We start from the raw sequence: 25242 nt of genomic DNA on the forward strand, positions 1-25242 counted from the left end.
CATGACCACTGTTTTTCAATATTCCACGGCACTCATTGCCAGCCTGGCCCTCGGCACCCCGACCTGGGCGGCCAGCAACGACATGCCCGGCATGGATCACAGCCAGATGCCGGGAATGGACCACAGCCAGATGCAAGGCATGGATTCAATGCAGGGCATGGAACCCATGCAATCAGCGCCGGCCAGCAGCCGCACGCCGATCCCGGCGCTGACCGCCGCCGACCGCGCCGCCGTCTACGAGGATCATGGCGGACACGCGGTGCATGACAGCGCCATCCATTCGTTTTTCCTCATCGACCAACTGGAATGGCAGGACGCCGATGACGGTAGCGCCCTGAGCTGGGATGCATCGGGCTGGATCGGCGGCGACATCGATCGTTTATGGCTGCGCTCCGAAGGTGAACGCCTCAACGGCAAGACCGAAGAAGCCGAATTGCAGGCCCTGTGGGGCCACGCCGTCAGCCCCTGGTGGGATCTGGTGGCCGGCGTGCGCCAGGACTTCAAGCCAGGCGATCCGCAAACCTGGGCCGCCTTCGGTGTGCAAGGCATGGCGCTCTACAACTTCGAAGCCGAGGCCACCGCGTTCATCGGCGAAGGTGGCCAGAGCGCGGCGCGCCTGAAGGGCGACTATGACATCTTGCTGACCAACCGCCTGATCCTGCAGCCCACCGCCGAAGCCAACTTCTATGGCAAGAACGATCCCGCCCGTGGCGTCGGCTCGGGGCTGTCGGACACCGAGCTGGGCCTGCGGCTGCGCTACGAAATACGCCGCGAATTCGCGCCCTACATTGGCGTCACCTGGAATCGGGCCTACGGCAACACCGCCGACTACGCCCGAGAAGACGGCGAAGACCGCAGCGAAGCGCGCCTGGTGCTGGGCCTGCGCCTGTGGTTCTGACCTGTTTCACTAAAACTAAAAACCGAGCTGTAGGAGTCCTTGCATGTCATTCATCAAAACCGCCGTCGCCTTGTCCGCCGGCCTGTTGCTCAGTGGCCTGGCCCAGGCCCACCCGAAACTGCTGTCCTCTTCCCCGGCCGAAGGCGCCGAAGGGGCGGCGCCGGCGAAAATCGAGCTGCACTTTTCCGAAAACCTGATGACCCAGTTTTCCGGCGCCAAGCTGATGATGACCGCGATGCCGGGCATGGCGGCGCATTCGCCGATGCCCATGCCGGCCAAGGTGTCCGGCAGCGATGATCCGAAAACCATGGTCATCACGCCGAATGCCCCGCTTACCACCGGCACTTACCAAGTCCAGTGGCGCGCGGTGTCGTCCGACACTCACCCGATCACCGGCAACGTCACATTCAAGGTGAAGTGAGTTGATGAGCGACTCGTTCAACATCGCGCTGCGCTTTGCCTTGTACCTGGATTTGATGTTGCTGTTCGGCCTGGCCGCGTTTGGCCTCTATAGCCTGCGAGGCCAGGAGCGGGTCTCGGGGGTACAGTTGCCTTTCGCGCCGCTGCTGTTGATCACGGCGGCGCTGGGGGGCTTGTTCTCCCTGGCGGCCATGGCGTGCATGGCCTGGGCCATGAGCGGTGTTTCGGCGTGGGCCGAACTGTGGCCGCACATTGAAATGATGGTCGTGCAAACCGATGTCGGCTTGAGTTGGACGCTGCGCATGGCGGCGCTGCTGCTGGCCGGTTTCGCCGTGACCCTCAATCACCGTTGGCCGAGCGCCAGCCTCGGCCTGGTCACACTGGCCGGGGCCGTAGCGCTGGCGACACTGGCTTGGGCAGGTCACGGCGCCATAGACGAAGGCAGCCGTCGCAACTGGCACTTTATCACCGACTTCCTGCACCTGTGGGCCGCGGGTGGCTGGGTCGGTGCCTTGGCCGCGTTTGCCCTGCTGCTTCGCCAGGCCGAACCTGCGTTGGCGGTGCTGGCCCGGACATTGACCGGGTTCGAAACCGCCGGAGCGGTGATCGTGCTGGTCATCGGCGTGACGGGGGTGGTGAACTATCTGTTTATCGTCGGCCCGAGTGTCGAAGGGCTGCTGGACAGCACCTATGGTCAGTTGCTGGCGCTCAAACTCATCTTGTTCGCGGCCATGCTGGTGTTCGCCGCGTTGAACCGTTTTCACCTGAGCCCGCTGCTGGAACAAGCCCGACAGAGCGGCGAGCACGGGGTTGCGGTGAAGGCCCTGCGGCTCAGCATGGTCCTGGAGTTCGCCGTGGCGGTGGTCATCCTGGGGTTGGTGGCGTGGTTGGGCACGCTGAGCCCGGGGATGGAATAAGAGGCTGTGAACTACAGTGTGGCGAGGGAGCTTGCTCCCTCACCACAAAAGCCCTGGGTCTTGACTGATTGCGCGCCGCATTTAATTTTTCAATACCCCCCGCCAGTTTTCAGTTTGCCCATAACAGGCCGCCCCAGCCTAAATGACGCTTTGTTAACCAAGGCTCTGTTATGGAAAACGTTCGAACATCAAGCACCCACGCCATCTGGCTGATGGTCAGCATCGTCTTGGTGGCGCTGAACCTGCGGCCCTCGATGGCCGCGGTCGGGCCGTTGCTGTCAGCCATTCGCGGCGAGGTCCCCCTGAGCTTCAGCACGGCCTCGCTGCTGACCATGTTGCCGGTCATGGCCATGGGCCTGGCGATGTTCCTGGGCATGCGCATCGCCCTGCGCATCGGTGAGCACCGCACCATTGTCCTGTCGCTGTTGATCATCGGTATCGCCACCGCATCGCGCTTGTACCTGGACAGCTCCGCCGAGCTGATCGTCAGCGCAGTGCTGGCCGGACTCGGCATCGCGCTGATCCAAGCGGTGATGCCGGCGCTGATCAAGTCACGCTACGTCGACAACGTCTCGTTGTTCATGGGCCTGTATGTCACGTCGATCATGGGCGGCGCGGCGCTTGCCGCGTCGTTTTCGCCGTTTGTCCTGGCGCAGACCGGCAGCTGGCGCATCGGCCTGGCGATCTGGGCGCTGTTGGCGTTGGTCGCCCTGGGTTGCTGGTACGCCCAGCGCTCAGCCGTGACCCCGTTACCCGCAGCCCCTGCCCAGCAGCAAGAGTCATTCTTCAGCAATTCCCGGGCTTGGTTGCTGGCGATTTTCTTCGGTCTGGGCACCGCCTCCTACACCTGTGTACTGGCCTGGCTGGCCCCGTACTACGTGGAAAAGGGCTGGAGTGAACAACACGCGGGCCTGCTGCTGGGGTTCCTCACGGCCATGGAAGTGCTGTCCGGCCTCGTCACCCCGGCGATTGCCAACCGCAGCCAGGACAAGCGCGTGGTCCTCGCCGTGTTGCTGGTCCTGATCATGGGCGGCTTCTGCGGCCTGATCCTCAGCCCGGAACGCTTCAGCCTGTTGTGGCCTTGCCTGCTGGGCCTGGGCATCGGCGGCCTGTTCCCGATGAGCCTGATCGTGTCCCTCGACCACTTGGACAACCCGCGACGGGCCGGTGGCCTGACCGCGTTCGTGCAAGGCATCGGCTACCTGATCGCCGGGCTCTCGCCATTGATTGCCGGGATGATCCGCGATCAGTTGGGCAGCTTCGAATGGGCCTGGTGGTCGCTCACCGCCGTCATGGCGCTGATGCTCCTGATGGTCCTGCGCTTCAATCCCAAGCAGTACGCGCGGCATATTGACTAGGCAGCGCTTGCCGCGAGCCCAGCACCCTGCTTGAAGGATAAAAAACCCAGGCTCATGTATAAATGGAGACTTTCGTCAGGACAAAGAGAGACGCAGGGATGACGCCGAGAATAGCTGATGCTGGTCAGTAACCTGCTCAGAAAGCTGGACATGCAGGACCTGATGGTATTTGTGGCGGTGTACGAACAGGGTAGCGTCACCCAGGTCTCCGAGGCCTTATGCGTCAGCCAGTCAACCGTGAGCTACTGCCTGAAGAAACTGCGCACCAGTTTCGAAGACGATCTGTTCATCAATACCCGCTCCGGCATGAGCCCCACTCATAAAGCCACCGCCATGTACGGCCAGATACTGGGGGCTCTCGAGGCTATCAATAAATGCCATTCCGGTTTCCAGACATTCGATCCGAATCAGGAAGAAATCACGTTCAACCTCTGTGCACCGGAATACTTCGAACTGCTGATCCTGCCCAAATTGATCAAACGCTTCATTGGCAAGCGCTTTGCGGTGGTCATCAACACGACGAAATTTAAACGGGATATCCCAGTTGATGCACTGCGAGACGATCGCTTCGATCTTATCGTCTGTTTCGGGCCGAACTTCCATGGCGACGTCAAAGGTCTGCGCTCACAGGTACTGCTCGAAGACGAGTTGGTGTGCGTCCTAGATAAAAATGCCCCAGCGCCGCAAGAAGACTTCAGCCTGCAAGCGTTTACCGCCCGCCAGCACGTATTTCCGACACCGTGGACATCTGACACCAACATGATCGATGGCTGGCTCGCTCGACAGGGTTATAGCCGCAAGATAATCGCAAGAGCCAACAGCTACGTAGCAGCGTTAAACCTGATCGCCGGAACCGACTTTATCCTGACATTGCCCCGGCGCATCCAGGCATTGATTTGCGATCAAGAACGATTCGGCGAACGCCAGCCACCTGCGGGTCTACCGAACTTTACGCTGGACATGATGTGGAGCGAGAAAGCGAGCCAGGACAGCGCAAACATCTGGCTTCGCGAGCAGATCATGAAAGTATGCGCCGAGGAGGGCCTGCTCTGAGGGCCACTTCGGTTGGTGGACTTTTTCGCGGGCAAAAAAAAATCCGGAAATCCTCACTTTCGTGGGCCTTCCAGACTTTTAAAACAGCTAAAAATGGTGGGTCGTGTGGGATTCGAACCTACGACCAATTGGTTAAAAGCCAACTGCTCTACCAACTGAGCTAACGACCCGCTGTGTGGTGGCGCGTATAATACTGATTTCTAAGGACTATTCAACACTTAATTTGAAATAAATCAAAAATAACGGGTTGGATCGCTCACACCCGCCGCGGCGAAGCCTTCCGCACGCAGGCGACAGCTGTCGCATTTGCCGCAAGCGCGGCCCTGATCGTCGGCCTGATAGCAGGAAACGGTGAGCCCGTAGTCCACGCCAAGCTTCACACCCGCCTTGACGATGTCGGCCTTGCTCAGATTCTGCAACGGCGCCTGGATGCGGAAACCCTGCCCTTCCACGCCGGCCTTGGTCGCCAGGTTGGCCATGCGCTCGAACGCTTCGACGAACTCCGGGCGGCAATCCGGGTAGCCGGAATAATCCACGGCATTGACGCCAATGAAAATGTCACGGGCACCCAGCACTTCGGCCCACCCCAACGCCAGGGACAGGAACACCGTGTTACGCGCAGGCACATAGGTCACCGGAATGCCCTCGCTAGGCGCCTCGGGCACGTCGATGGAACTGTCGGTCAGGGCCGAGCCGCCGATGCCGTTGAGGTTCAGGCCGATCACCTTGTGTTCCACCACGCCCAAATCCCGGGCAACCCGTTCCGCGGCGTGCAACTCAGCGCGGTGGCGCTGGCCATAGTCGAAACTCATGGTATAGCAGCGGTAGCCTTCGGCACGGGCCATGGCCACGACCGTGGCCGAATCCAGTCCCCCGGACAACAGGATGACCGCACGTTTTTCAACCATGTTCGAATGTTCAGTCATCTCAGCGCCCCGGCTCGTCGTTCCAAAGATATTTATGCAGCTGCAGTTGCAGGCGCACCGGCAAGTTATCCGCCACCACCCAATCCGCCAGATCCCGCGCGTTCAAATCGTGATGACTCGGCGACAACAACACTTCGCCGGCCCGCTGGTCGAGTCCGTACTGGATCAACTTGGACACGGCCCAGTCGTAATCCTCCCGCGAACAGATCACGAACTTGACCTGATCGTTGGGCGTCAGCAGTTCGATATTCTCATAGCGGTTGCGGTGCGCTTCCTTGGAGCCTGGGGTTTTCAGGTCCACGACGCGGCTGACGCGCGGGTCGACGGCCGAGATATCCAGGGCGCCGCTGGTTTCCAGCGAAACCTCGTAACCGGCATCACACAACTGCTTGAGCAAGGGGATGGCGTTGGGTTGCGCCAAGGGCTCACCGCCCGTGACACAGACATAACGCGGACGATAACTGGCCACTTGCTCCAGGATATCGTCGAGGGTTCGCACGGTGCCGCCGCTGAAGGCGTAGGCGCTGTCACAGTATTGGCAACGCAACGGACAACCGGTGAGGCGCACGAATACCGTGGGCAGCCCAGCCGTTCGCGTTTCACCCTGCAACGAGTAAAAAACTTCGGTGATTCTCAATGTGTCTTGCATAGTCGCCACGGGCGTAACAGCTAAACAGGCTGTCCGCCTCCGTCAGGCACTTCAAGGAACCCCGCCAACGCGCAGATCCCAAAAAGCGTGTTTCATAAAAAGGGCGTGAATTCTAACGAAAAAACCCGCGACAGGCGCGGGTTTCTTCAAAACAGGTCAAACCGGCTTACATGCGTTGTAGATCACGCTGGGCCAACTGAGCCGCGGATGTACCCGGATATTGGGCCACCACCTGCTGCAGAATGCCTTTCACCTTGTCGGCGTGACCGAGACGGCGCTCCACGTCAGCCAGCTTGTACAGCGAATCCGGCACCTTGGCGTGCTTGGGATACAGTTGCGAAACCTTGGCGAACGCCTGGCCGGCACCTTGCAGGTCGCCCTTGGCCAGGTTCACTTCACCCAGCCAGTATTGGGCATTGCCCGCGTACTGGCTGTTCGGGTATTTGCGCAGGAAAGCGGCAAAGGCCTGGCTGGCCTTGTCGAAATCCTTGGCCTTGATCAGGTCGAAGGCAGCATCGTAGTAGAGCTTTTCCTTCGCCGGATCAGCCGGCTCGCCACCGGCGGCAGGCGCTGCTGGAGCAGCTGCCCCCGCGCCTGCGGCTGCACCGGGGGCATTCAAGTCGCCACCGGCTGGAGAATTCTCAGGAGTCGCGGCAGGTGCAACGCCGGATCCTATGCGCCGATCAAGATCCTGGTATCGCTCCAGGTTTTCCTGCTTCATGCGCGAAATATCATTTTGCAGTTCTTCGATCACACCCTGTTGGCGCGAGATCTGATCCTGCATTTGCTGCAGTTGGTTGAACAGCTGGCCCTGTGCCGAGACAGGGGCCGAAACCCCTCCCCCGGCATAGGCGCCGTTCGTACCGTAACCTGCAGGCGGATAACTGCTCCCGCTATTGTTATAGCCGGCATCGTTATCGACCACAGGAACCGCAGCCCACGCCGCAAGCGGCGCGAGGCTGAGAGCCAGAACAGTTACAGCACGACGGCACGTTCGCATGACGAATTACTTACGCAGTTCGACGCGACGGTTTTGAGCCCAGGACTGCTCGTCGTTGCCGGTGGCAACTGGACGCTCTTCGCCGTAGGAAACCAGTTCCAGCTGAGCTGGGGAAACACCTTGCAGTACCAGGTAGCGCTGAACGGCTTTCGCACGACGCTCGCCCAGTGCCATGTTGTACTCACGAGTACCACGTTCGTCGGTGTTGCCTTCCAGAACAACGCGAGCGCCGTTGGCTTTCAGGTCCTTGGCGTGAACGTCCAGAGCGCGCATGGCTTCTGGCTTCAGGTCCGAGCTGTCGTATTCGAAGTAGAAGGTGGTGATTGCGCGCAGAGCAGCTTCTTCGCTCAGGGAGCCGTCAACGGCACCAGTGTTAGCGCCGTAACCAGCGTTTGGATCAACAGCGCCTTCACCGGCATTGTCGCCGCCTTTGGACGAGCAACCTACAGCCACAGCCATGGCCAGAGCCAGCGCAGCAAATTTACCAAACTTCAGCATTTCCATCGTGAAACTCCTAATGAACCCCAGTGTGTTAAGTAAAACGTATTGCGCCGCGTCAGTTCAGGTAAGGGGACCAGGACGGTTCTCTGACTTCGCCTTGTGCGGTAGGAAGCGGGAGCCTCACGCGTCCATTAATGGACACGAGCATCAAGACTCCCCGGCCCTGCTGGCGGGTGGCGTAGATTACCATGGTGCCGTTGGGCGCAACAGTGGGTGACTCGTCCAGAGTGCTATCAGTGAGGATTTTTACACTTCCGCGCTGCAAATCCTGGGCCGCCACCTTGAAATTGGTGAAACCGTCCTGGCGATGGATCATCACCAGGGTCTTTTCGTCCGCCGACAGTTTAGGGTTGGCATTGTAGTTACCGACGAAAGTCACGCGCTCGGCGCCACCGCCACCGGCGCTGGTCTTGTAGATCTGAGGCTTGCCGCCACGGTCGGAGGTGAAGTAGATGGTCGAGCCATCCTTGCCCCAGAACGGTTCGGTGTTGATGCCCGGGCCGTTGGTGACGCGGGAGATCGAGCGCGAAGCCAGGTTCATCACATAGATGTCCGGGTTACCGTCCTTGGACAGCACGAACGCCAGGCGCGAACCGTCCGGCGACCAGGCTGGCGCGCCGTTCAGGCCTTCGAAGTTGGTGATCTGCTCACGACGACCGGTGTCGATGTGCTGCACGAAAATACGCGGACGCTTCTGCTCGAACGAGACATAGGCGATGCGCTTGCCATCGGGGGCGAAGCGCGGCGACAGGATCGGCTCGCGCGATTGCAGCAAGGTCACCGCACGCGCGCCGTCATAGTCGGAACGCTGCAGGGTGTAGCGGGTGTTGTTCTCGGAGAAACGCTCGGCCGTCACATAGAGCATGCGAGTGGAGAACGCACCCTTGATACCGGTGAGTTTCTCGAACGACTGGTCGGCGATGTAGTGCGCCATGTCGCGCAACTGATCGACGCTGCCCGACACGCTGCCGGTCAGCACCTGCTGCTCGGTGGCGACGTTGAACAGGGCGTACTGCACCTGCAGGCGACCGCCGGCCGGAACGATGCTGCCGACCATGATGTACTGGGCGCCCAGGGCCTTCCAGTCACGGTAGATGACTTCGCTGGCCTGGGTTGGCAGGCTGATCATGTTCTGCTTCGGAATCGGCGCGTAGTAACCCGAGTTGCGCAGGTCGTTGCCGATGATTTCCGCCATGTCGTCCGGCAGGACGTTACCGCCCTGCCAGCCGAACGGTACGACGGCGATCGGGGTGGCCCGGTCGCTGCCGCTGGTGACCAGAATGTTCTTTTCCTCTGCTACCGCTATCCCTGCCAGGCAGCAGATAACGACCAGCATTGATCGAAGAAGGTTTCTCACAAGGCTAGATCCTCAGGTGTGAATGTCATCTTGAATGAACGATAGGGAGCAAAGTCGCTCGGTTTCATTCCTTGCATTTCCGTCAAACGCCCAATGTTCTTGACCGCCGCGACCGCCGAAGCGTCGAACGGACCATCACCACTGGACTTGGCGACGCTGACCGAGGTAACCGTACCGTCGGGCAACATGCCGATTTGCAATACTACCGTCATGCCTTTGCGCGCCGAAGGTGGACGAGCCCAGCCTTCTGCCGCTCGAGCCCGAATCAGATCATCGTAGCTGCCGGCAACTTCATCACCCTGCTCATCGGCCAAGGCCTGCTGGCGCTCCGGCGTGTCGGAAAGCAAATCTGCCAAGGCCTGGGCCTTCTTGTCTTCGGCGGACTTACGCGCTGCGTCCTGGGCCTTTTTCTTGGCGGCGTCGGCGGCGGCTTTCTTCTTCGCGTCTTCGGCGACTTTCTTTTTCGCCTCTTCAGCTTCAGCTTTTTTCTTGGCGTCTTCGGCCGCTTTCTTCTTGGCGTCCTCGACGATCTTTTTCTTCGCTTCTTCAGCGGCCGCTTTCTTGGCTTCTTCTTCAGCGGCTTTCTTGGCTTCTTCTTCGGCTTTCTTCTTGGCTATATCAGCCAATTGTTTCTCTTCTGCCTTTTTGGCCTCGGCGGCTTTCTTCGCATCGTCGGCTTTCTTGGCTTCGTCAGCCTTTTTCGCCTCGTCCGCTTTCTTCGCCTCATCGGCCTTCTTGGCTTCCTCGGCCTTTTGAGCCGCTTCCTCTTTCTTTTGTTCCGCGGCCTTTATCGCTTCCTGCTCGACCTTCTTCTGTTCCATCTGCTCGACTTCAGTCTGGCGCGCGGCGGATTTCTTCGCCTCACCGGCAAGCTTCTGGTTCGTCTGGGTCGTCGCCTGGCTTTTCGACTTGAGCTGGTACAACGTCGCCTGCACGATCGGCTTGGCCGGCGGCAACTCCGGGGTCATGGCAAAACTGACGAACAGCATGCCGAACACCAGCACATGCAGGCCGATGGCCAGGACACTGGGCCAGAAGTAGCTTTCCGAGGCGGACGGCTCTCGCTGTTGCTGCATCAGGGGGCCTCGGTAATCAAGCCAACATTACCGACCCCGGCTTTCTGCAGGCCGCCCATGGCGCCCATCACGGCACCGTAGTCGACGGTCTTGTCGCCGCGAATGAAGACTTGCGTGCGCTTGCCGGCATCGTTGCCGACACGAATGATCTTGGTCACCGCATCAGTCATCTGCGGCAAGGTCATGGCCCGGTCCTGCTGCTTCTCGGTGTCCACTTCACTGCCAAGGTTCCAGTAGTAGGTCTTGTCAGCCTTGATCGAAATGGTCAGTACCTGGGTGTTGTTGTCCTGCGGCAAGGCTTCGCTGGAAACCTTGGGCAGATCGACCTTCACGCCCTGATTGAGCATGGGCGCGGTCACCATGAAGATGACCAGCAGCACCAACATCACATCGATGTAGGGCACCACGTTCATCTCGGCGACCGGCTTGCGCTTTTTTCGGGCTCGAGCGATTAAAGCCATTGGGAAATACCTGCTTATTCTTCGCTGGTGTGCACTTTACGGTGCAGGATCGCCTGGAATTCATCGGCGAAGGTGTAGTAACGGCCAGTCAGCATTTCGCTGCGGGCAGCGAAGCGGTTGTAGGCGATCACGGCCGGAATGGCCGCGAACAGACCGATGGCGGTGGCGATCAGTGCCTCGGCGATGCCCGGGGCCACGGTGGCGAGGGTCGCTTGCTGGGCGGAAGCCAGGCCACGGAAGGAGTTCATGATCCCCCACACGGTACCGAACAGACCGATGTACGGGCTGACCGAACCAACGGTAGCCAGGAACGACAGGCCCTGTTCGAGCTTTTCTTCCTCGCGGGAAATGGCGACGCGCATGGCACGGGCCACACCTTCCATCACCGCCTCAGGGTCGACGCCCGGCTGCTGGCGCAGGCGAGAGAACTCCTTGAAGCCGGCACGGAAGATCTGCTCGACGCCCGAGTCCGGGTCCGGGTTGCTGCCGGCCTGGCGATAGAGCTTGGACAAGTCGATGCCGGACCAGAAGCGCTCTTCGAAGCTCTCCAGGGCACGACGACCGGCGCGCAGCATGTTGCTGCGCTGAAAGATCATGATCCATGAGGTCACCGATGCGGCTACCAGGGTCAGCATTACCAGTTGCACCACGACGCTGGCATTGCTGACCAGGCTCCACATGGAGGAATGGTCGACGACGTTAGCTTCCACGCTTTATCTCCTGCTCTGAGTGTGTACCCGCGCCGCTCACGCCGGCAAAGGCCGCACGTAGAGCTTCGGGAATGGCCCGGGGTTTCAAACTATGGGTGCGCACACAGGCCACCAAAAACTGCCCTTCGCAGAGCAGCACGTTATCCGTAGCCCGCCTGACCTGCTGCTTGAAGCGCAGGCTGACACGGTTCAATTCGATGACATCGGCACTTACCACCAGTTCGTCGTCCAGTCGCGCCGGCGCGTGGTAACGCGCTTCGCTGGAATGCACGACGAATAACAGGTCCTCCCCTGCCAGCGCGGATTGGGCAAAACCCAGTTCCCGCAGCCGTTCGGTTCGAGCCCGTTCCATAAACTTGAGGTAATTGACGTAGTAGACGATGCCGCCGGCATCGGTGTCCTCGTAATAAACGCGACAGCGATGTGCGAACGACTCCAGCCCGTTTTGCGCGCGCATACTCTAGTGCTTACTCCTCAGGTTGCCAATCGGCCAGGCAACTGTTTTTTCATTCTCGAACGCATTGACGCTCCGGGCTTCGTCTGGGACAGCACGAACCGGAAAAAAGTCGGCGTATAGAGCTCGTTCAATCGTCCACGGCATCGAGGAATTCGTCTACCACCGGCATCTCGCCCATTCGTGTCGGGATGTTTAAGCCAAAGTGCAGATAAGCATGGCGGGTCACCACGCGCCCGCGAGGCGTGCGCATGATATAGCCCTGTTGGATCAGGTACGGTTCCAGCACATCTTCAATGGTGTGGCGCTCTTCGCTGATGGCCGCCGCGAGGCTGTCCACGCCCACCGGGCCACCGTCGAACTTCTCGATCATGGTCAACAGCAGGCGCCGGTCCTGGTGGTCGAAACCACGCTCGTCGATGTCCAGCAGGTTCAGCGCCAGGTCGGCAATCGGCTTGGTGATGTGGCCCTTGGCCCGGACTTCGGCAAAATCCCGGACCCGGCGCAACAAGCGGTTGGCGATCCGCGGCGTCCCCCGGGCACGCCGGGCGATCTCATAAGCACCGTCCGGGTCCAGCGGCAAGCCGAGGATGCCCGCCGAGCGGCTGACAATCGTCGCCAGGTCGGCGTTGTTGTAGAACTCCAGGCGCTGGACGATACCGAAACGATCCCGCAGCGGGTTGGTCAGCATGCCGGCGCGGGTGGTGGCGCCCACCAGGGTGAAGGGCGGCAGGTCCAGCTTGATGGAGCGCGCCGCCGGCCCTTCGCCAATCATGATGTCGAGCTGGAAATCTTCCATGGCCGGGTACAGCACTTCCTCGACGATCGGCGACAACCGATGGATTTCGTCGATGAAGAGTACGTCATGGGGCTCAAGGTTGGTCAGCAACGCCGCCAGGTCGCCCGGCCGTTCAAGCACCGGCCCCGACGTGCTCTTGATCGAGACGCCCATTTCCTGGGCAATGATGTTGGCCAGGGTGGTCTTGCCCAGGCCCGGCGGGCCGAAGATCAAGGTGTGGTCCAGCGACTCGCTGCGCCCACGGGCCGCCTGGATGAACAGCTCCATCTGCTCGCGCACGGTCGGTTGGCCGATGTAGTCGGCCAGGCTGACAGGACGAATCGCGCGGTCCTGGATTTCCTCGCGGTCACGGGGTGCGCCCGTGGCGGCGATCAGACGGTCAGCTTCAATCACTTAAATCATTCCCTTCAGGGCACGGCGAATCATGTCTTCGGTGCTCAGGCCTTTTTCCTTGATGGCGGAAATCGCCTTGCTGGCCTCCTGCGGCTTGTAGCCCAGGGAGATCAACGCGGTGACCGCATCGTTTTCGGCGCTGACCACCGGCACCGGCGCGTCCGGCTGGTTCGGCACCAGGGCGAACATCGCCGGCACCGCCTCCCAGGCCTTGAAGCGGTCCTTGAGTTCGACCAGCAGGCGCTCGGCGGTTTTCTTGCCCACCCCCGGCACCTTGGTCAGCGCCGAGGTGTCCTGGGACTGCACGCAGCGCACCAGTTCGTCGACTTCCAGGCTCGACATCAAGGCCAGGGCCAGTTTCGGGCCTACGCCATTGAGACGGATCAACTCGCGGAAGAAATCCCGCTCGCGCTTGCCGACGAAACCATAGAGTAACTGCGCATCCTCGCGCACGACCAAATGGGTGTGCAGGGTCAGCGGCTCGCCGACCGACGGCAAGCGATACAGCGTGGTCATGGGCACTTCCAGCTCATAACCCAGGCCATTTACATCCAGAATCAGGTGCGGCGGCTGTTTTTCAGCCAGGGTGCCGCGCAAGCGTCCAATCACGTTTCAGATCCTTGGGTGTTGGCCAGCCCGCGGGCTGGCGAATAACAGCCCGGGCAGGAAGGCCGACGACACAGGCGCAAGATGCTCGGGCTCACGAAGATTGCGCTGATGCTATCAGAGACGCAGGCGCCCGCCACGACTGCGTGCAGTCCCCAGGCCATGAGGCAACAGGCTGGAACGGGTATGGGCATGGCAAATGGCGATGGCCAGGGCGTCGGAGGCGTCGATTTGCGGCTTGCTGACCAGTTTCAACAGGTGCATCACCATCATTTGCACCTGCTCCTTGTTCGCCGCCCCTGTGCCGACGACCGCCTGCTTGACCTGGGTCGCGGTGTACTCGGCGATCTCCAGGTTTTCCTCGGCACCGGCCACAATGGCCGCGCCCCGGGCCTGCCCCAGCTTCAGGGCCGAATCGGCGTTGCGCGCCATGAAGACCCGTTCGATGCCCATGGTCACCGGGCCGTAGGTCTGGATGACTTCGCGCACGCCGCGATAAACGATCTGCAAGCGCTCATGCAGCTCACCCGCACCGGTACGGATGCAACCGGAGGCGACGTACACGCAGCCGCGCCCGGTATCGCGAACCACACCGTAGCCGGTGATGCGCGAACCAGGGTCGATACCAAGGATTAAAGTCATAACGCCTGCGGTTTGAAGAGGGGGTTACCTGGACATGTGGGAGCGGGCTTGCTCGCGAAGAGGGCGCCACATCCGACATGAATATCGACTGATGCACCGCATTCGCGAGCAAGCCCGCTCCCACCCTGGCAATCATGCATTTGGATAGAACGCATTGCACACAACAATATCAGCCCAGCTGTTCAGCCACCGACTCCGGAATATCGGCGTTGGAATAAACGTTCTGCACGTCATCCAGGTCTTCCAGCATGTCGATCAGCTTGAGCACCTTCTCGGCGCCTTCCAGGTCCAGTTCGGCACCGGTGGTCGGCTGCATGACGATTTCCGCGTCGGCGGGCTTGAAACCGGCCGCCTCCAGGGCATTGCGCACGGCATAGAAGCTGGCGAACGAGGTGAACACGTCGAACGAGCCGTCTTCATGGCTGACCACGTCATCGGCGTCGGCCTCCAGGGCCGCTTCCGTCAGGGCATCTTCATCGAGGCCCGGGGCGAAACTGATTTGCCCCTTGCGCTCGAACAGATAGGCCACCGAGCCATCGGTACCCAGGTTGCCACCGCACTTGCTGAAAGCGTGACGCACGGCGGCAGCGGTACGGTTGCGGTTGTCGGTCATGCATTCGACCATCACCGCCACGCCGCCCGGGCCATAGCCTTCGTAGGTCAGCTCCTCGACGTTGTCGGCCTCGGTCGCACCCGCGCCACGGGCGATGGCCCGGTCGATGATGTCGCGGCTCATGTTGGCACCCAAGGCCTTGTCCAAGGCCAGGCGCAGACGCGGGTTGGAACCCGGATCACCACCACCCTGGCGGGCCGCGACCGTCAGCTCACGGATCCACTTGGTGAAGATCTTGCCTCTCTTGGCATCCTGACGTTCTTTGCGGTGCTTGATGTTCGCCCACTTGGAATGACCTGCCATAACTCGCTCCGTTTCTCTTTGGAACATTGCCCGCCCTGCGCGTGGGCAGTGGCCGGCAATCAGAAATATCGACCCCAATGAAAAGGCGCATCCGAAGATGCGCCCTCTCAGGTGCCAGCCTTACTCAGCCTTTGGCTGTTCACGCAGACGGATGTGCAACTCGCGCAACGCCTTGGCGTCCACCATGCCCGGCGCCTGGGTCATGACATCGGCCGCGCTCTGGGTTTTCGGGAACGCGATCACTTCACGGATCGACTGGGCACCGGTCATCAGCATCACCAGGCGATCCAGGCCGAAGGCCAGGCCACCGTGGGGCGGTGCACCGTACTTCAGCGCGTCCAGCAGGAAGCCGAACTTCTCTTCCTGCTCGGCTTCGTCGATGCCCAGCAGGCGGAACACCGCCTGTTGCATTTCCTTGCGGTGGATACGAATCGAACCGCCACCCAGCTCGGTACCGTTCAGGACCATGTCGTAGGCGCGGGACAGAGCGGTGGCCGGGTTGGCCTCCAACTCTTGCGGCGAGCACTTCGGCGCGGTGAACGGGTGGTGCAGCGCGGAGAAGCTGCCGTCATCGTTTTCTTCGAACATCGGGAAGTCAACGACCCACATCGGTGCCCATTCGCAGGTCAGCAGATTCAGGTCGTGGCCCAGCTTGATACGCAGCGCGCCCAGGGCTTCGCTGACGATCTTGGCCTTGTCGGCACCGAAGAACACGATGTCGCCGTCAACCGCACCCACGCGATCGAGAATCACATTGAGGTTGGCTTCCGGAATGTTTTTCACGATGGGCGATTGCAGACCGTCGACACCGGCGGCGCGCTCGTTGACCTTGATATACGCCAGGCCCTTGGCACCGTAGATACCGACGAACTTGGTGTAATCGTCGATCTGCTTGCGCGGCATGCTGGCGCCGCCTGGAACACGCAGGGCCGCGATACGGCATTTCGGGTCGTTGGCCGGGCCGCTGAACACCTTGAACTCGACGTCCTTGAGCTGATCGGCAACGTCCACCAGTTCCAGCGGGTTACGCAGGTCCGGCTTGTCGGAACCGTAGCGGCGCATGGCCTCTTCGAAGGTCATGTGCGGGAACTCGCCGAACTCCAGACCCAACACTTCCTTGAACAGGTTGCGGATCATGCCTTCGGTCAGGCCCATGATGTCTTTTTCGTCGAGGAAGCTGGTCTCGATGTCGATCTGAGTGAACTCAGGCTGACGGTCGGCACGCAGGTCTTCGTCGCGGAAGCACTTGGCGATCTGGTAGTAGCGATCGAACCCGGCCACCATCAGCAGTTGCTTGAACAACTGTGGTGACTGCGGCAGGGCGAAGAAGCTGCCGGGGTGGGTACGGCTCGGCACCAGGTAGTCGCGGGCGCCTTCCGGCGTGGCGCGGGTCAGGATCGGCGTCTCGACGTCGAGGAAGCCGTTTTCGTCCAGGTAACGACGGATGCTGGTGGTCATGCGCGAACGCAGGCGCAGCTTCTCGGCCATTTCCGGGCGACGCAGGTCGATGAAGCGGTAGCGCAGGCGGGTTTCCTCGCCCACGTCGGAGTATTCGTTGAGCGGGAACGGCGGGGTTTCCGACTCGTTGAGCACTTCCAGCTCGTAGCCCAGCACTTCGATCATGCCCGACGCCATGTTGGCATTGCCGGCGCCGGCCGGGCGCAGGCGCACCTTGCCGGTGATCTTGACGACGTATTCGCTGCGCACGCGGTCGGCGGTGGCGAAGGTTTCAGCGCGGTCCGGATCGAACACCACCTGGGCCAGGCCTTCACGATCACGGATATCGAGGAAAATCACCCCGCCATGGTCACGGCGACGATGGACCCATCCGCAAAGAGTAACTTCCTGACCTTCCAGGCTTTCGTTCAGTTGGCCGCAATAATGGCTGCGCATCATGGTAGTGGTTTCACTTCTCGTAATTCGACATTCGGTTGGAGGCCCTGCCCGTGCAAGAACTCGCGCGTATTCAACTCAATCAGCTTTGTCGCCACCGGCCAGGTTTTTCTTGGCGCCGGTCTTGAAGTCGGTTTCATACCAGCCCGTGCCGCCGAGGCGGAAACCAGGCATGGAGAGCATCTTTTTCAGTTCCGGCGCCTGGCAGGCAGGGCAGTCGACCAGCGGTGCCGCGCTGATCTTTTGAATGGCTTCCATCTGATGACCACAGGAAGCACATTGATAGTCGTACATCGGCATGGGGTTGTCTCGGCGATCAGGTTACACGCGCAAAGGCGGGGCTTTGCGGCAAAGAGCGGGATTATATCCATTAAATGCGGCCTGTGCAGCCGTAAGACCGCACAGTCATTGTCGAGCAGACGCCGTGCAGGAGCTGACGAGTGCAACGAGGCTGCGATCTTGCCCCAGCCCTTTGAGTCCCAAGCGCAAGATCAAAAGATCGCAGCCTCCGGCAGCGCCTACGCCGCACCATGATCCATCCCGGTTTCCTTCAAACTGTGCACCACGCAGACCACGCGCACCAACCCGCTGAAATTGCGCACCCCGCCATGGCGCAGGTGCACTTCCCTGTCCACATGGGACAGCAACGTGCTGATGGAGCAGCGATTGAGCTCGGCCATGTCACCGAGGATATCCCAATAGACCTGTTCCAGCCGCAGACAGGTGGCGAACCCGTTCAGGCGAATGGATCGGGCCAAGGGCCGGGCCAGTTGCATATCGAACCCCCGGATGAACGGGTCGACGCTGATAGGCTGAAAACGCCCCAGCCGCCCTTCCCCGGGTTCCTTTCCTTGAATCATACCGTTGACACTCCTTTGCCATACGAGCCTCTGGGTTGGAACAACCCATCTGTGGCTCTATGGAAGCTCAACGGCATCGCCAGTTCCAGACGACTTTATGACCATGGACGTAGGACAAGCCAACAGCAGGCCGGCGACGAATTACGCCGTCCTACACCCAGCGTGCAGGCGATATCGCCCTTGTGGCGAGGGAGCTTGCTCCCTCGCCACGATACAACGCGCGCCTTATTAGTTTTCCAACAGCGCCCGCAGCATCCACGCGGTCTTTTCGTGAACCTGCATGCGCTGGGTCAGCAGGTCGGCCGTGGGCTCGTCGCTGACCTTGTCCAATAAAGGAAAGATGCCACGGGCCGTACGCGTCACCGCTTCCTGGCCCTCGACCAGTTGCCGGATCATGTCTTCGGCAGCAGGCACGCCTTCCTCTTCCTTGATAGAGGACAGGCGCGCATACACCGAGTAGGCACCCGGGGCCGGGAAGCCAAGGGCGCGGATTCGCTCGGCAATCAGGTCCACCGCCAGGGCCAGCTCGTTGTATTGCTCCTCGAACATCAGGTGCAGGGTCCGAAACATCGGCCCGGTGACGTTCCAGTGAAAATTGTGGGTCTTGAGGTACAGCACGTAGGTATCCGACAGCAGGCGCGAAAGCCCGTCGACGATGGACTTGCGGTCTTCTTCACTGATACCGATATCAATTGCCATGGGGTAGATCTCCTTAGGGTGATGAATTCGACAACGGCCCTACCACTCTAGTGGTTCTGGCCGCCTACGGCCTGCGACAGATTGCCAGCCCTGCAGAACCGACCAGCCAAGGCAGCCGACGGTTCCGACACCCGGGAAATTCAACGCCGCTTGCCAGGCGCGTTCAAGCAGCCGCGGTGCTTTTCTGGCCGACGAACAGCGCGGTACGCGCCCGTAACGGGTTTGAGAAGGCCCGAGCTTTGCTGTTAAATAGGCAGTGTGTCGCTACGCCTAATTTTCCCGGGCGTAACGCATAGGCTGATTCGGGTACGTGTCCAACGCCTCTCATTGTTTCGAAGCGAACCGTGCCCGACCCGCTCTTCCTTGTGATCTGTCTTAACCGTGAGCCAATCAAAATGTTGAAAATCGTCCACTTGCTAATGGGCGCAGCTGCCCTGCTGCTGTCCTTCATCCCTAGCCTGGGTTCCGAAGCCACACCTTACCTGCAACACCCCGATGCACTGTACCTGGCCTTTTTCGGCCTGCTCAACCTGACCCTTGCCCCCGTCATCCCTCACTGGAACAAAGGTCCACGCCACCAACTGCAAAACCTTGTCAGCGCCTTGCTGGTGCTGGCCGTTGCCCTGCAAACCCTGGCCCTGCTGGCGCCCATGCCGGAAATTGGCGGTCAACCGGCCATTCTGTTCAGCCTGGGCGCGGCACTGCTCGCCGTAGCACTGCACCTGGCCGTCAGCTTCTACAAGAAGTCGTCGCCGACCGCCGCTGCGCAGAACTACGACATGTCCAACCGCGATACCGGCACGGTGAAGTGGTTCAACACATCCAAAGGGTTCGGCTTCATTTCCCGCGACTCCGGCGATGACATCTTCGTGCATTTCCGGGCCATTCGTGGCGAAGGCCATCGCGTCCTGGTGGAAGGCCAGCGCGTGGAATTTTCCGTGATGAACCGCGACAAGGGCCTGCAGGCCGAAGACGTGATCGCTGCGCTGCCGCGCCGCTGATCCAAGCGTAAAAAAACCGCGATGCAGCCCTGGCTGCTCGCGGTTTTTTATTGCCTGCCAATCGGCCAGGTCAGTAATGCGGAGGCGGGGCTTCTTCTTCGAAGGATTCGAACTGCCCGGCCATTTCTTCCTGGCGCTTGAGCAGCGCCGCCATTTGCAGCTGCAAACGTTCGACGATTCGTTGCTGCTCCACCAGTACGTCATTCAACGCCTGGATGGTGTCATCCTGAAAGGCCAGGCGGCTTTCCAGGTCGGTTACGCGTTCTTCAAGGTTCATGGTTCAGCCCTCCAGAAACTTGAAATCATCGGCCAGCGCCATGCGCAAGCGTTCGCGAATGGCCGTTACCTGTTCTTCATTATAAGGCTGGGCCGGATGCTTGCCCCAGACCGGCGCCGGCCAGGCGGCATCATCACGCTTGCGCACGATGACATGCATATGCAATTGACTGACGACGTTACCCAAGGTTGCAACGTTGAGTTTATCGGCGTCGAACGAATCCTTGAGGGTTTCGGCCAGTGCGGTGGTTTCTTTCCACAGTTGCAATTGATCGATGTCATCCAACTGAAACAATTCACTGATATTTTCCCGCCGCGGTACGAGGATGAACCACGGGTAATTGGAATCGTTGGACAAGAGCAACCGGCACAGCGGGAAATCACCGATGGGCAATGTGTCTTGTTGCAGTCGTGGGTCTAAGGCAAACACCGCGCGTACTCCTCGCTAATGAATTCTGCCCGGCGCAACGGCCCGCAGGCCTGCATCGGGCACAGACCCGCAGCATACCCGCGAACGCAGGATCGATCACGGCGAACCGCCCCCGGCTCACCCCGACGGCTATTTTTTTCGACCCAACGGCCCGGCCTGGCATGAACAAGTGCAGTCCCACGCACCAACACGGCGCAACGACTAGGTAAAGCCCTGACATCGCCGCCCAAAAGGTCAGGCGATTCCCTAGGCGCTGTAAGATTTTCGTACAAGACACAAATTTTTTGCACCAAAACAGCACAGTGCGTCTACGCTCAGTGCACAAAGCATCCGGGATTTACTCACTGTGAAGGGTGAACCGGTAACGTTTTTGGTTGTCGCGGCATTTTTATCGTCGCCAAACACGGCGGCTGTACGCAGTCAACCCTATTTAAAACAAGGCCTTTGGAGCCCGGTTTCATGAGGTTTCACCGCGACAGACGCCAGAATGTGAAAAAAATGTAAACGAAATCCGGGTTTGTGCATGCTTGTTGCATTCATCCCCACATCGTCCACAGGACCACGCCGGAAGCGAGTACCTGCGGACTACAAAATTAAAGTGGCAAGGCTGCCCCAAGGAGCTTCAAGCGCAGTAATGACGGACTCTTTACACCGATGCAGGAACAGAAAACACAACATTTAAGTTGTGAATCCGATTGCATTGGATCAGCCCAAATACGACATGGATCGAGCCATTGGCGACATGGTCGTAAAGAAGCTGAAAGGTTGAATGGGCAAGTATCGCCAAAGAATGTCGGCGTGATATAAGTTTGCGCCGACACAAAAAGAAAGAGCCGCCCAGATAATAAAACAGGTGGGACGGCAGTACTCTTAAAACCAAAGGAGCAAATCACGATGCGCGTGATGAAGTGGAGCATGATCGCACTGGCCGTTGCTGCAGCAGCCAGTACTCAAATGGCCTCGGCCGCACCTTTCGTAAGTGACCAGGCTGAAGCCAAAGGCTTTGTTGAAGATGCCAGCGCCAAACTGCTGCTGCGCAACTACTACTACAACCGTGACCGCAAAGACGGCGCTACCGATCAGAAAGACTGGACCCAGGGTATCTGGGGTAACTTCAACTCCGGTTACACCCAAGGCACCGTAGGCGTCGGTATCGATGCATTCGGTTACCTGGCGGTCAAACTGGACGGCGGCGATGGCACTGGCGGCACCGGCAACATGAGCCGCGATGCCGATGGCGACGTCAACGACAGCCAAGGCAAAGCCGGTGCAGCGGTCAAATTCCGCGTATCCAAGACCGAGCTGAAAATCGGTGACCAGCAGCCAAGCACTGCTCCAGTGTTCGCGGTTGGCGGCTCCCGTATCCTTCCTCAAACTGCCAGCGGTTTCCAACTGCAGAGCAGCGAAATCAAAGACCTTGACTTGGAAGCCGGTCACTTCTACTCGGCGACCAGCCAGGACAAAAATGCTCGTAACGGCGGCCTGTATGCAACTTATGCCGGTGTCGAAGCCAACAGCATCGACTACGCTGGCGGCAAATATGCCATCAGTGAAAACCTGTCCGCATCGTTGTATGGCGCCCAGTTGGAAGACATCTGGAACCAGTACTACGCGAACCTGAACTACACCATCCCAATGGGTGGCGATCAGTCGCTGAACCTGGACGGTAACATCTACCGCACCACCGACACCGGTAGCGCCAAAGCCGGCGACATCAGCAACACCGCGTACTCCCTGGCGGCTGCCTTCTCGTTCCTGAAAGCGCACACCATCACCGTTGCCTTCCAGAAAATCAACGGCGACACCCCGTTCGATTACATCGGTGTGGGCGGTCACAGTGGCTCCGTTAACCGCGGCGGCGACTCGATCTTCCTCGCCAACTCCATCCAGTACTCCGACTTCAACGCGCCTAACGAGAAATCTGCCCAGATCCGTTACGACATCAAGATGGCTGAGTACGGCGTTCCTGGTCTGAGCTTCATGACCCGTTACGTCAAAGGTTGGGACATCGATGGCACCCACCTGTCTGCCAACAGCCAGTATCGTGATAGTTCGGGCAACCCGCTGTACGGAAGTGACGGCAAGCACAACGAAACCAACTTCGAAGCCAAGTACGTTGTTCAGTCTGGCCCGGCAAAAGATCTTTCCTTCCGTGTTCGTCAAGCCTGGCACTACGCTAACGCTGACGAAGGTGAAGGCGACATCAAAGAGTTCCGCCTGATCGTCGACTACCCGATTTCGGTTCTGTAATTGCCGAAAGTCTGTTTGCGGTAATCAAGAAAAGGCCCATCTTCGGATGGGCCTTTTTTATTGGATCAACTTTATTACGCAAGTCCTGACTTGAAGGTCAGACCATAATCGATCGGGCATTACGCCGAAGTTGATTCCTGAACCACCCGAATCACGCGTTGTGGAAACGGAATATCAATGCCCGCGTCCTTCAAGCGATCCCGCGCTTGTTCATTGAGCATGAACATCACGCTCCAATAATCCGCGGTCTTCACCCAGATGCGCAGCGACACCGTGATGGAACTGTCGCCCAAGGTGGAAATCACCGCTTCAGGCGCCGGATCCGCCAGCACACGCTCATCCTTGGCCAGCTCCAGCAACACTTCCCGGGCCTTTTGCAGGTCAGCCTGGTAATCCACGCCGACATCAAACACGACCTTGCGGGTCGGCTGGCGGTTGGTGTTGGTAATGATGCCGTTGGAGAGATTGCCGTTGGGCACGATGACGGTCTTGTTGTCACCGGTGCGCAACACGGTGTGGAAGATCTGGATGCTGTCGACCGTACCGGCCACACCCTGGGCTTCGATCCAGTCACCGATGCGGAACGGGCGGAACAGCAGGATCAGCACGCCACCGGCGAAGTTCGCCAGGCTGCCTTGCAGGGCCAGGCCAATCGCCAGGCCGGCGGCACCGATGGCGGCGACGAACGAAGTGGTTTCCACACCGATCATCGAAGCGACGCTGACGATCAACAATATCTTCAGAATGATGTTGGCCAGGGTACTGATGAACCCTTGCAGCGCCAAGTCGGCGTTACGCAGGGCCAGCAGCGCACCCAGTTTCTGCGTGACTTTGTTGATCAACCACCAGCCGATGGCCAGGGTAATGACCGCCAGCAGCACCCGGCTGCCGTACTCCATGATCATGGGGATCCAGGTCTGGGAAGCCTTGACCAAGTTGTCCACTTCAGCATTCAAGTCCATCTCTCTCTCCTTATTCCTGTTGCACGCGGCATTGTGGCGAGGGCGCCTGCTCCCGCTGGCTGCGTAGCAGCCCCTTACAGGTGGGCGCTTCGCACCCAAGCGGGAGCAAGCTCCCTCGCCACAGGATCTTCATACAACTGAAGTATCAATCGCGGAAGTTAGTGAATTGCAGGGGCATGCCGAATTCTTTGCCGCGCAATGCCGCAATGGCTTCCTGCAGGTCGTCACGCTTCTTGCCGGTAACCCGCACCTGCTCGCCCTGGATGGCGGCCTGCACCTTGAGCTTGGCGTCCTTGATATGAGCGACGATTTTCTTCGCCAGTTCCTTGTCGATGCCTTCCTTGAGCACGGCTTCCTGCTTCATCAGCTTGCCCGAGGCGTAGGCGTCCTTGACCTCGAGGCACTGCACATCGATCTTGCGCTTGACCAGCGCCAGCTTGAGGATCTCGATCATCGCCTCGAGCTGGAACTCGGCCTCGGCGGTCAGGTTCACGGTCAGGTCTTTTTCCTTGAACTCGAAACTGCCCTTGCCCTTGAGGTCATAACGACGGTCGAGTTCCTTGACGGCGTTTTCAACCGCGTTGGTGACCTCGTGTTTGTCCAGTTCGGATACCACGTCGAATGACGGCATGTAGTGTTCTCCAAATAAAAAGGCGCGCCAGTATCAACGGCGCGCGCTTGGCTTGTGGTTAAAATCGGGCTCATTATAACGGCTCTTTTCCTGCCGACACTGCGAGCCCTCTGATGCCTGCGCCAATCCGAGTAAAAAACTGATGCCCACCACCTGGCATGTCCTCGGGGCCGGCAGTCTCGGCATGTTGTGGGCCACGCGCCTGGCCCGGGCCGGATTACCGGTACGGCTGGTGCTGCGCAACGAAGCGCGCTTGCAGGCCTACCGCGGCGCCGCGGGCCTGACGCTGGTGGAACAAGGCCAGGCGCAGTGCTACCCGGTGCCGGGCGAAACGGCGGACAGCCCGGAGCCGATCAAACGCCTGCTGCTGGCTTGCAAGGCCTACGACGCGCAAGCGGCGGTGACGTCGGTGGCCCATCGCCTGGACGCAGAATCGGAACTGATCCTGTTGCAGAACGGCCTCGGCAGCCAGGACGCAGTGGCCAATTGTGTGCCCCAGGCTCGTTGCATCAGCGCCTCCAGCACCGAAGGCGCGTTCCGCGACGGTGACTGGCGCGTGGTATTCGCCGGCCATGGCTACACCTGGTTGGGCGACACGGCTCACCCGGTGGCGCCGTTCTGGCTGGACGACCTGGCCGCCGCCGGCATTCCCCACGAATGGAGCGCCGACATCCTCACCCGTCTCTGGCGCAAGCTGGCACTCAACTGTGCAATCAATCCACTGACCGTGCTGCATCACTGCAAGAACGGCGGCCTGCTGGAACATCACTGCGAAGTGGCGACCCTGTGCGCGGAACTCACGGATGTGCTCGAACGGTGCGGCCAGCCCGCGGCGGCCGAGGATTTGCAGCCGGAAGTCGAACGGGTGATCCAGGCCACGGCCGCCAATTACTCCTCGATGTACCAGGATGTGGCCAATCGGCGTCGTACCGAAATCAGCTATTTGCTCGGCTACGCCTGCAAGGTCGCCCAACGCCATGAGCTGACCGTGCCGCACCTGGAACAACTGCGCCAGCGACTGATTGTCCACTTGGACAACCTCGGATTGCCCAGCGACTGAGCAGCGGCTACGCTGGCCCTCGTGTTCCTTTCTTAGCGACGAGT

At 60.0% G+C, this 25242-nt stretch carries 29 protein-coding genes and 1 tRNA gene; 8 read left to right on the forward strand and 22 right to left on the reverse strand.

What is annotated here, in order from left to right:
• Position 1 precedes the first annotated feature (1 nt).
• The 5 genes from BLO80_RS11060 to BLO80_RS11080 all read left to right on the forward strand — a co-directional run bounded on the left by BLO80_RS11060 (position 2) and on the right by BLO80_RS11080 (position 4646).
• Positions 2-898 carry a copper resistance protein B gene (locus tag BLO80_RS11060; RefSeq protein ID WP_092332041.1) on the forward strand — a complete coding sequence of 299 codons (897 nt, stop codon included), beginning with the start codon at positions 2-4 and terminating at the stop codon, positions 896-898.
• A 43-nt stretch (positions 899-941) separates the two neighbouring features.
• The gene (gene copC / locus BLO80_RS11065) at positions 942-1319 is read left to right on the forward strand and encodes a copper homeostasis periplasmic binding protein CopC (protein WP_092166436.1); all 378 of its coding nucleotides are present in this window, start codon (positions 942-944) and stop codon (positions 1317-1319) included.
• Positions 1320-1323: 4 nt separating this feature from the next.
• Positions 1324-2235: a copper homeostasis membrane protein CopD gene (gene copD, locus BLO80_RS11070; protein WP_092332038.1), complete on the forward strand. Its 912-nt coding sequence runs from the start codon at positions 1324-1326 to the stop codon at positions 2233-2235.
• A gap of 170 nt (positions 2236-2405) precedes the next feature.
• On the forward strand, positions 2406-3593 hold the full coding sequence (locus tag BLO80_RS11075; RefSeq protein WP_092332035.1) for a cyanate transporter: 1188 nt from the start codon (positions 2406-2408) through the stop codon (positions 3591-3593).
• Between the two features lie 117 nt (positions 3594-3710).
• Positions 3711-4646: a LysR family transcriptional regulator gene (locus BLO80_RS11080; protein WP_092332033.1), complete on the forward strand. Its 936-nt coding sequence runs from the start codon at positions 3711-3713 to the stop codon at positions 4644-4646.
• 94 nt (positions 4647-4740) lie between these two features.
• On the opposite strand, the gene BLO80_RS11085 is transcribed toward BLO80_RS11080, so the two are convergent.
• The 18 genes from BLO80_RS11085 to BLO80_RS11170 form a co-directional block, all read right to left on the reverse strand.
• A tRNA-Lys gene (locus BLO80_RS11085) sits at positions 4741-4816 on the reverse strand.
• Between the two features lie 63 nt (positions 4817-4879).
• Complete coding sequence (gene queC, locus BLO80_RS11090; protein ID WP_175459489.1) at positions 4880-5554, reverse strand: 7-cyano-7-deazaguanine synthase QueC; 675 nt, start codon at positions 5552-5554, stop codon at positions 4880-4882.
• Positions 5555-5573: 19 nt separating this feature from the next.
• Positions 5574-6221, reverse strand: coding sequence for a 7-carboxy-7-deazaguanine synthase QueE (gene queE, locus BLO80_RS11095; RefSeq protein WP_072408778.1), 648 nt, complete (start codon positions 6219-6221; stop codon positions 5574-5576).
• Between the two features lie 166 nt (positions 6222-6387).
• The gene (gene ybgF / locus BLO80_RS11100; RefSeq protein WP_092201474.1) at positions 6388-7221 is read right to left on the reverse strand and encodes a tol-pal system protein YbgF; all 834 of its coding nucleotides are present in this window, start codon (positions 7219-7221) and stop codon (positions 6388-6390) included.
• 6 nt (positions 7222-7227) lie between these two features.
• Positions 7228-7725 carry a peptidoglycan-associated lipoprotein Pal gene (gene pal / locus BLO80_RS11105; protein ID WP_003178634.1) on the reverse strand — a complete coding sequence of 166 codons (498 nt, stop codon included), beginning with the start codon at positions 7723-7725 and terminating at the stop codon, positions 7228-7230.
• 52 nt (positions 7726-7777) lie between these two features.
• A complete protein-coding gene (gene tolB / locus BLO80_RS11110) occupies positions 7778-9079 on the reverse strand; it encodes a Tol-Pal system beta propeller repeat protein TolB (RefSeq protein ID WP_063324614.1) in 1302 nt (433 codons plus the stop codon).
• Entirely contained in the window at positions 9076-10155 is a 1080-nt protein-coding gene (tolA, locus tag BLO80_RS11115; RefSeq protein WP_053186763.1) for a cell envelope integrity protein TolA, read from the reverse strand. The genes tolB and tolA overlap by 4 nt, the downstream gene beginning before the upstream one ends.
• The gene (gene tolR / locus BLO80_RS11120; RefSeq protein WP_161798348.1) at positions 10155-10607 is read right to left on the reverse strand and encodes a protein TolR; all 453 of its coding nucleotides are present in this window, start codon (positions 10605-10607) and stop codon (positions 10155-10157) included. Before tolR ends, tolA begins: the two co-directional genes overlap by 1 nt.
• Positions 10608-10630: 23 nt before the next feature.
• Positions 10631-11326 (reverse strand): protein TolQ, encoded by a 696-nt coding sequence (gene tolQ, locus BLO80_RS11125; RefSeq protein ID WP_014339916.1) that lies wholly within the window; start codon positions 11324-11326, stop codon positions 10631-10633.
• The gene (gene ybgC, locus BLO80_RS11130) at positions 11316-11783 is read right to left on the reverse strand and encodes a tol-pal system-associated acyl-CoA thioesterase (protein ID WP_003205037.1); all 468 of its coding nucleotides are present in this window, start codon (positions 11781-11783) and stop codon (positions 11316-11318) included. The genes tolQ and ybgC overlap by 11 nt, the downstream gene beginning before the upstream one ends.
• A gap of 127 nt (positions 11784-11910) precedes the next feature.
• Positions 11911-12972 carry a Holliday junction branch migration DNA helicase RuvB gene (ruvB, locus tag BLO80_RS11135; protein ID WP_003178599.1) on the reverse strand — a complete coding sequence of 354 codons (1062 nt, stop codon included), beginning with the start codon at positions 12970-12972 and terminating at the stop codon, positions 11911-11913.
• Complete coding sequence (ruvA, locus tag BLO80_RS11140; RefSeq protein ID WP_092332028.1) at positions 12973-13581, reverse strand: Holliday junction branch migration protein RuvA; 609 nt, start codon at positions 13579-13581, stop codon at positions 12973-12975.
• A gap of 114 nt (positions 13582-13695) precedes the next feature.
• On the reverse strand, positions 13696-14220 hold the full coding sequence (ruvC, locus tag BLO80_RS11145; RefSeq protein WP_014339919.1) for a crossover junction endodeoxyribonuclease RuvC: 525 nt from the start codon (positions 14218-14220) through the stop codon (positions 13696-13698).
• A gap of 169 nt (positions 14221-14389) precedes the next feature.
• Positions 14390-15136, reverse strand: coding sequence for a YebC/PmpR family DNA-binding transcriptional regulator (locus BLO80_RS11150; protein ID WP_092332025.1), 747 nt, complete (start codon positions 15134-15136; stop codon positions 14390-14392).
• 120 nt (positions 15137-15256) lie between these two features.
• Entirely contained in the window at positions 15257-17032 is a 1776-nt protein-coding gene (gene aspS / locus BLO80_RS11155) for an aspartate--tRNA ligase (protein ID WP_092332022.1), read from the reverse strand.
• Positions 17033-17107: 75 nt separating this feature from the next.
• Positions 17108-17329 (reverse strand): FmdB family zinc ribbon protein, encoded by a 222-nt coding sequence (locus tag BLO80_RS11160; protein ID WP_003178589.1) that lies wholly within the window; start codon positions 17327-17329, stop codon positions 17108-17110.
• 218 nt (positions 17330-17547) lie between these two features.
• A complete protein-coding gene (locus tag BLO80_RS11165) occupies positions 17548-17889 on the reverse strand; it encodes a ribbon-helix-helix domain-containing protein (protein WP_060740898.1) in 342 nt (113 codons plus the stop codon).
• Between the two features lie 228 nt (positions 17890-18117).
• Positions 18118-18588 (reverse strand): Dps family protein, encoded by a 471-nt coding sequence (locus BLO80_RS11170; protein WP_060740897.1) that lies wholly within the window; start codon positions 18586-18588, stop codon positions 18118-18120.
• A 395-nt stretch (positions 18589-18983) separates the two neighbouring features.
• Here BLO80_RS11170 and BLO80_RS30455 point away from each other — a divergent pair, with 395 nt between their 5' ends.
• A complete protein-coding gene (locus BLO80_RS30455; protein WP_092332020.1) occupies positions 18984-19589 on the forward strand; it encodes a cold-shock protein in 606 nt (201 codons plus the stop codon).
• 70 nt (positions 19590-19659) lie between these two features.
• Here BLO80_RS30455 and BLO80_RS11180 read toward each other — a convergent pair whose 3' ends face one another.
• Entirely contained in the window at positions 19660-19866 is a 207-nt protein-coding gene (locus BLO80_RS11180; protein ID WP_030140808.1) for a SlyX family protein, read from the reverse strand.
• A 3-nt stretch (positions 19867-19869) separates the two neighbouring features.
• Positions 19870-20295, reverse strand: a complete 426-nt coding sequence (locus BLO80_RS11185) for an HIT domain-containing protein (protein ID WP_092201466.1) — start codon at positions 20293-20295, stop codon at positions 19870-19872.
• An 894-nt stretch (positions 20296-21189) separates the two neighbouring features.
• Between BLO80_RS11185 and BLO80_RS11190 the strand changes: the two genes are divergently transcribed.
• Positions 21190-22545: an OprD family porin gene (locus BLO80_RS11190; protein ID WP_092332017.1), complete on the forward strand. Its 1356-nt coding sequence runs from the start codon at positions 21190-21192 to the stop codon at positions 22543-22545.
• 119 nt (positions 22546-22664) lie between these two features.
• On the opposite strand, the gene BLO80_RS11195 is transcribed toward BLO80_RS11190, so the two are convergent.
• A complete protein-coding gene (locus tag BLO80_RS11195; RefSeq protein WP_072348934.1) occupies positions 22665-23507 on the reverse strand; it encodes a mechanosensitive ion channel family protein in 843 nt (280 codons plus the stop codon).
• A 145-nt stretch (positions 23508-23652) separates the two neighbouring features.
• On the reverse strand, positions 23653-24138 hold the full coding sequence (locus BLO80_RS11200) for a YajQ family cyclic di-GMP-binding protein (RefSeq protein ID WP_092166399.1): 486 nt from the start codon (positions 24136-24138) through the stop codon (positions 23653-23655).
• 142 nt (positions 24139-24280) lie between these two features.
• Between BLO80_RS11200 and BLO80_RS11205 the strand changes: the two genes are divergently transcribed.
• Positions 24281-25198, forward strand: coding sequence for a putative 2-dehydropantoate 2-reductase (locus BLO80_RS11205; protein ID WP_092332014.1), 918 nt, complete (start codon positions 24281-24283; stop codon positions 25196-25198).
• Positions 25199-25242 lie beyond the last annotated feature (44 nt).

The sequence above is a fragment of the Pseudomonas sp. NFACC56-3 genome (genome assembly GCF_900100025.1).
Taxonomy (GTDB): Bacteria; Pseudomonadota; Gammaproteobacteria; order Pseudomonadales; family Pseudomonadaceae; genus Aquipseudomonas; species Aquipseudomonas fluorescens_AA.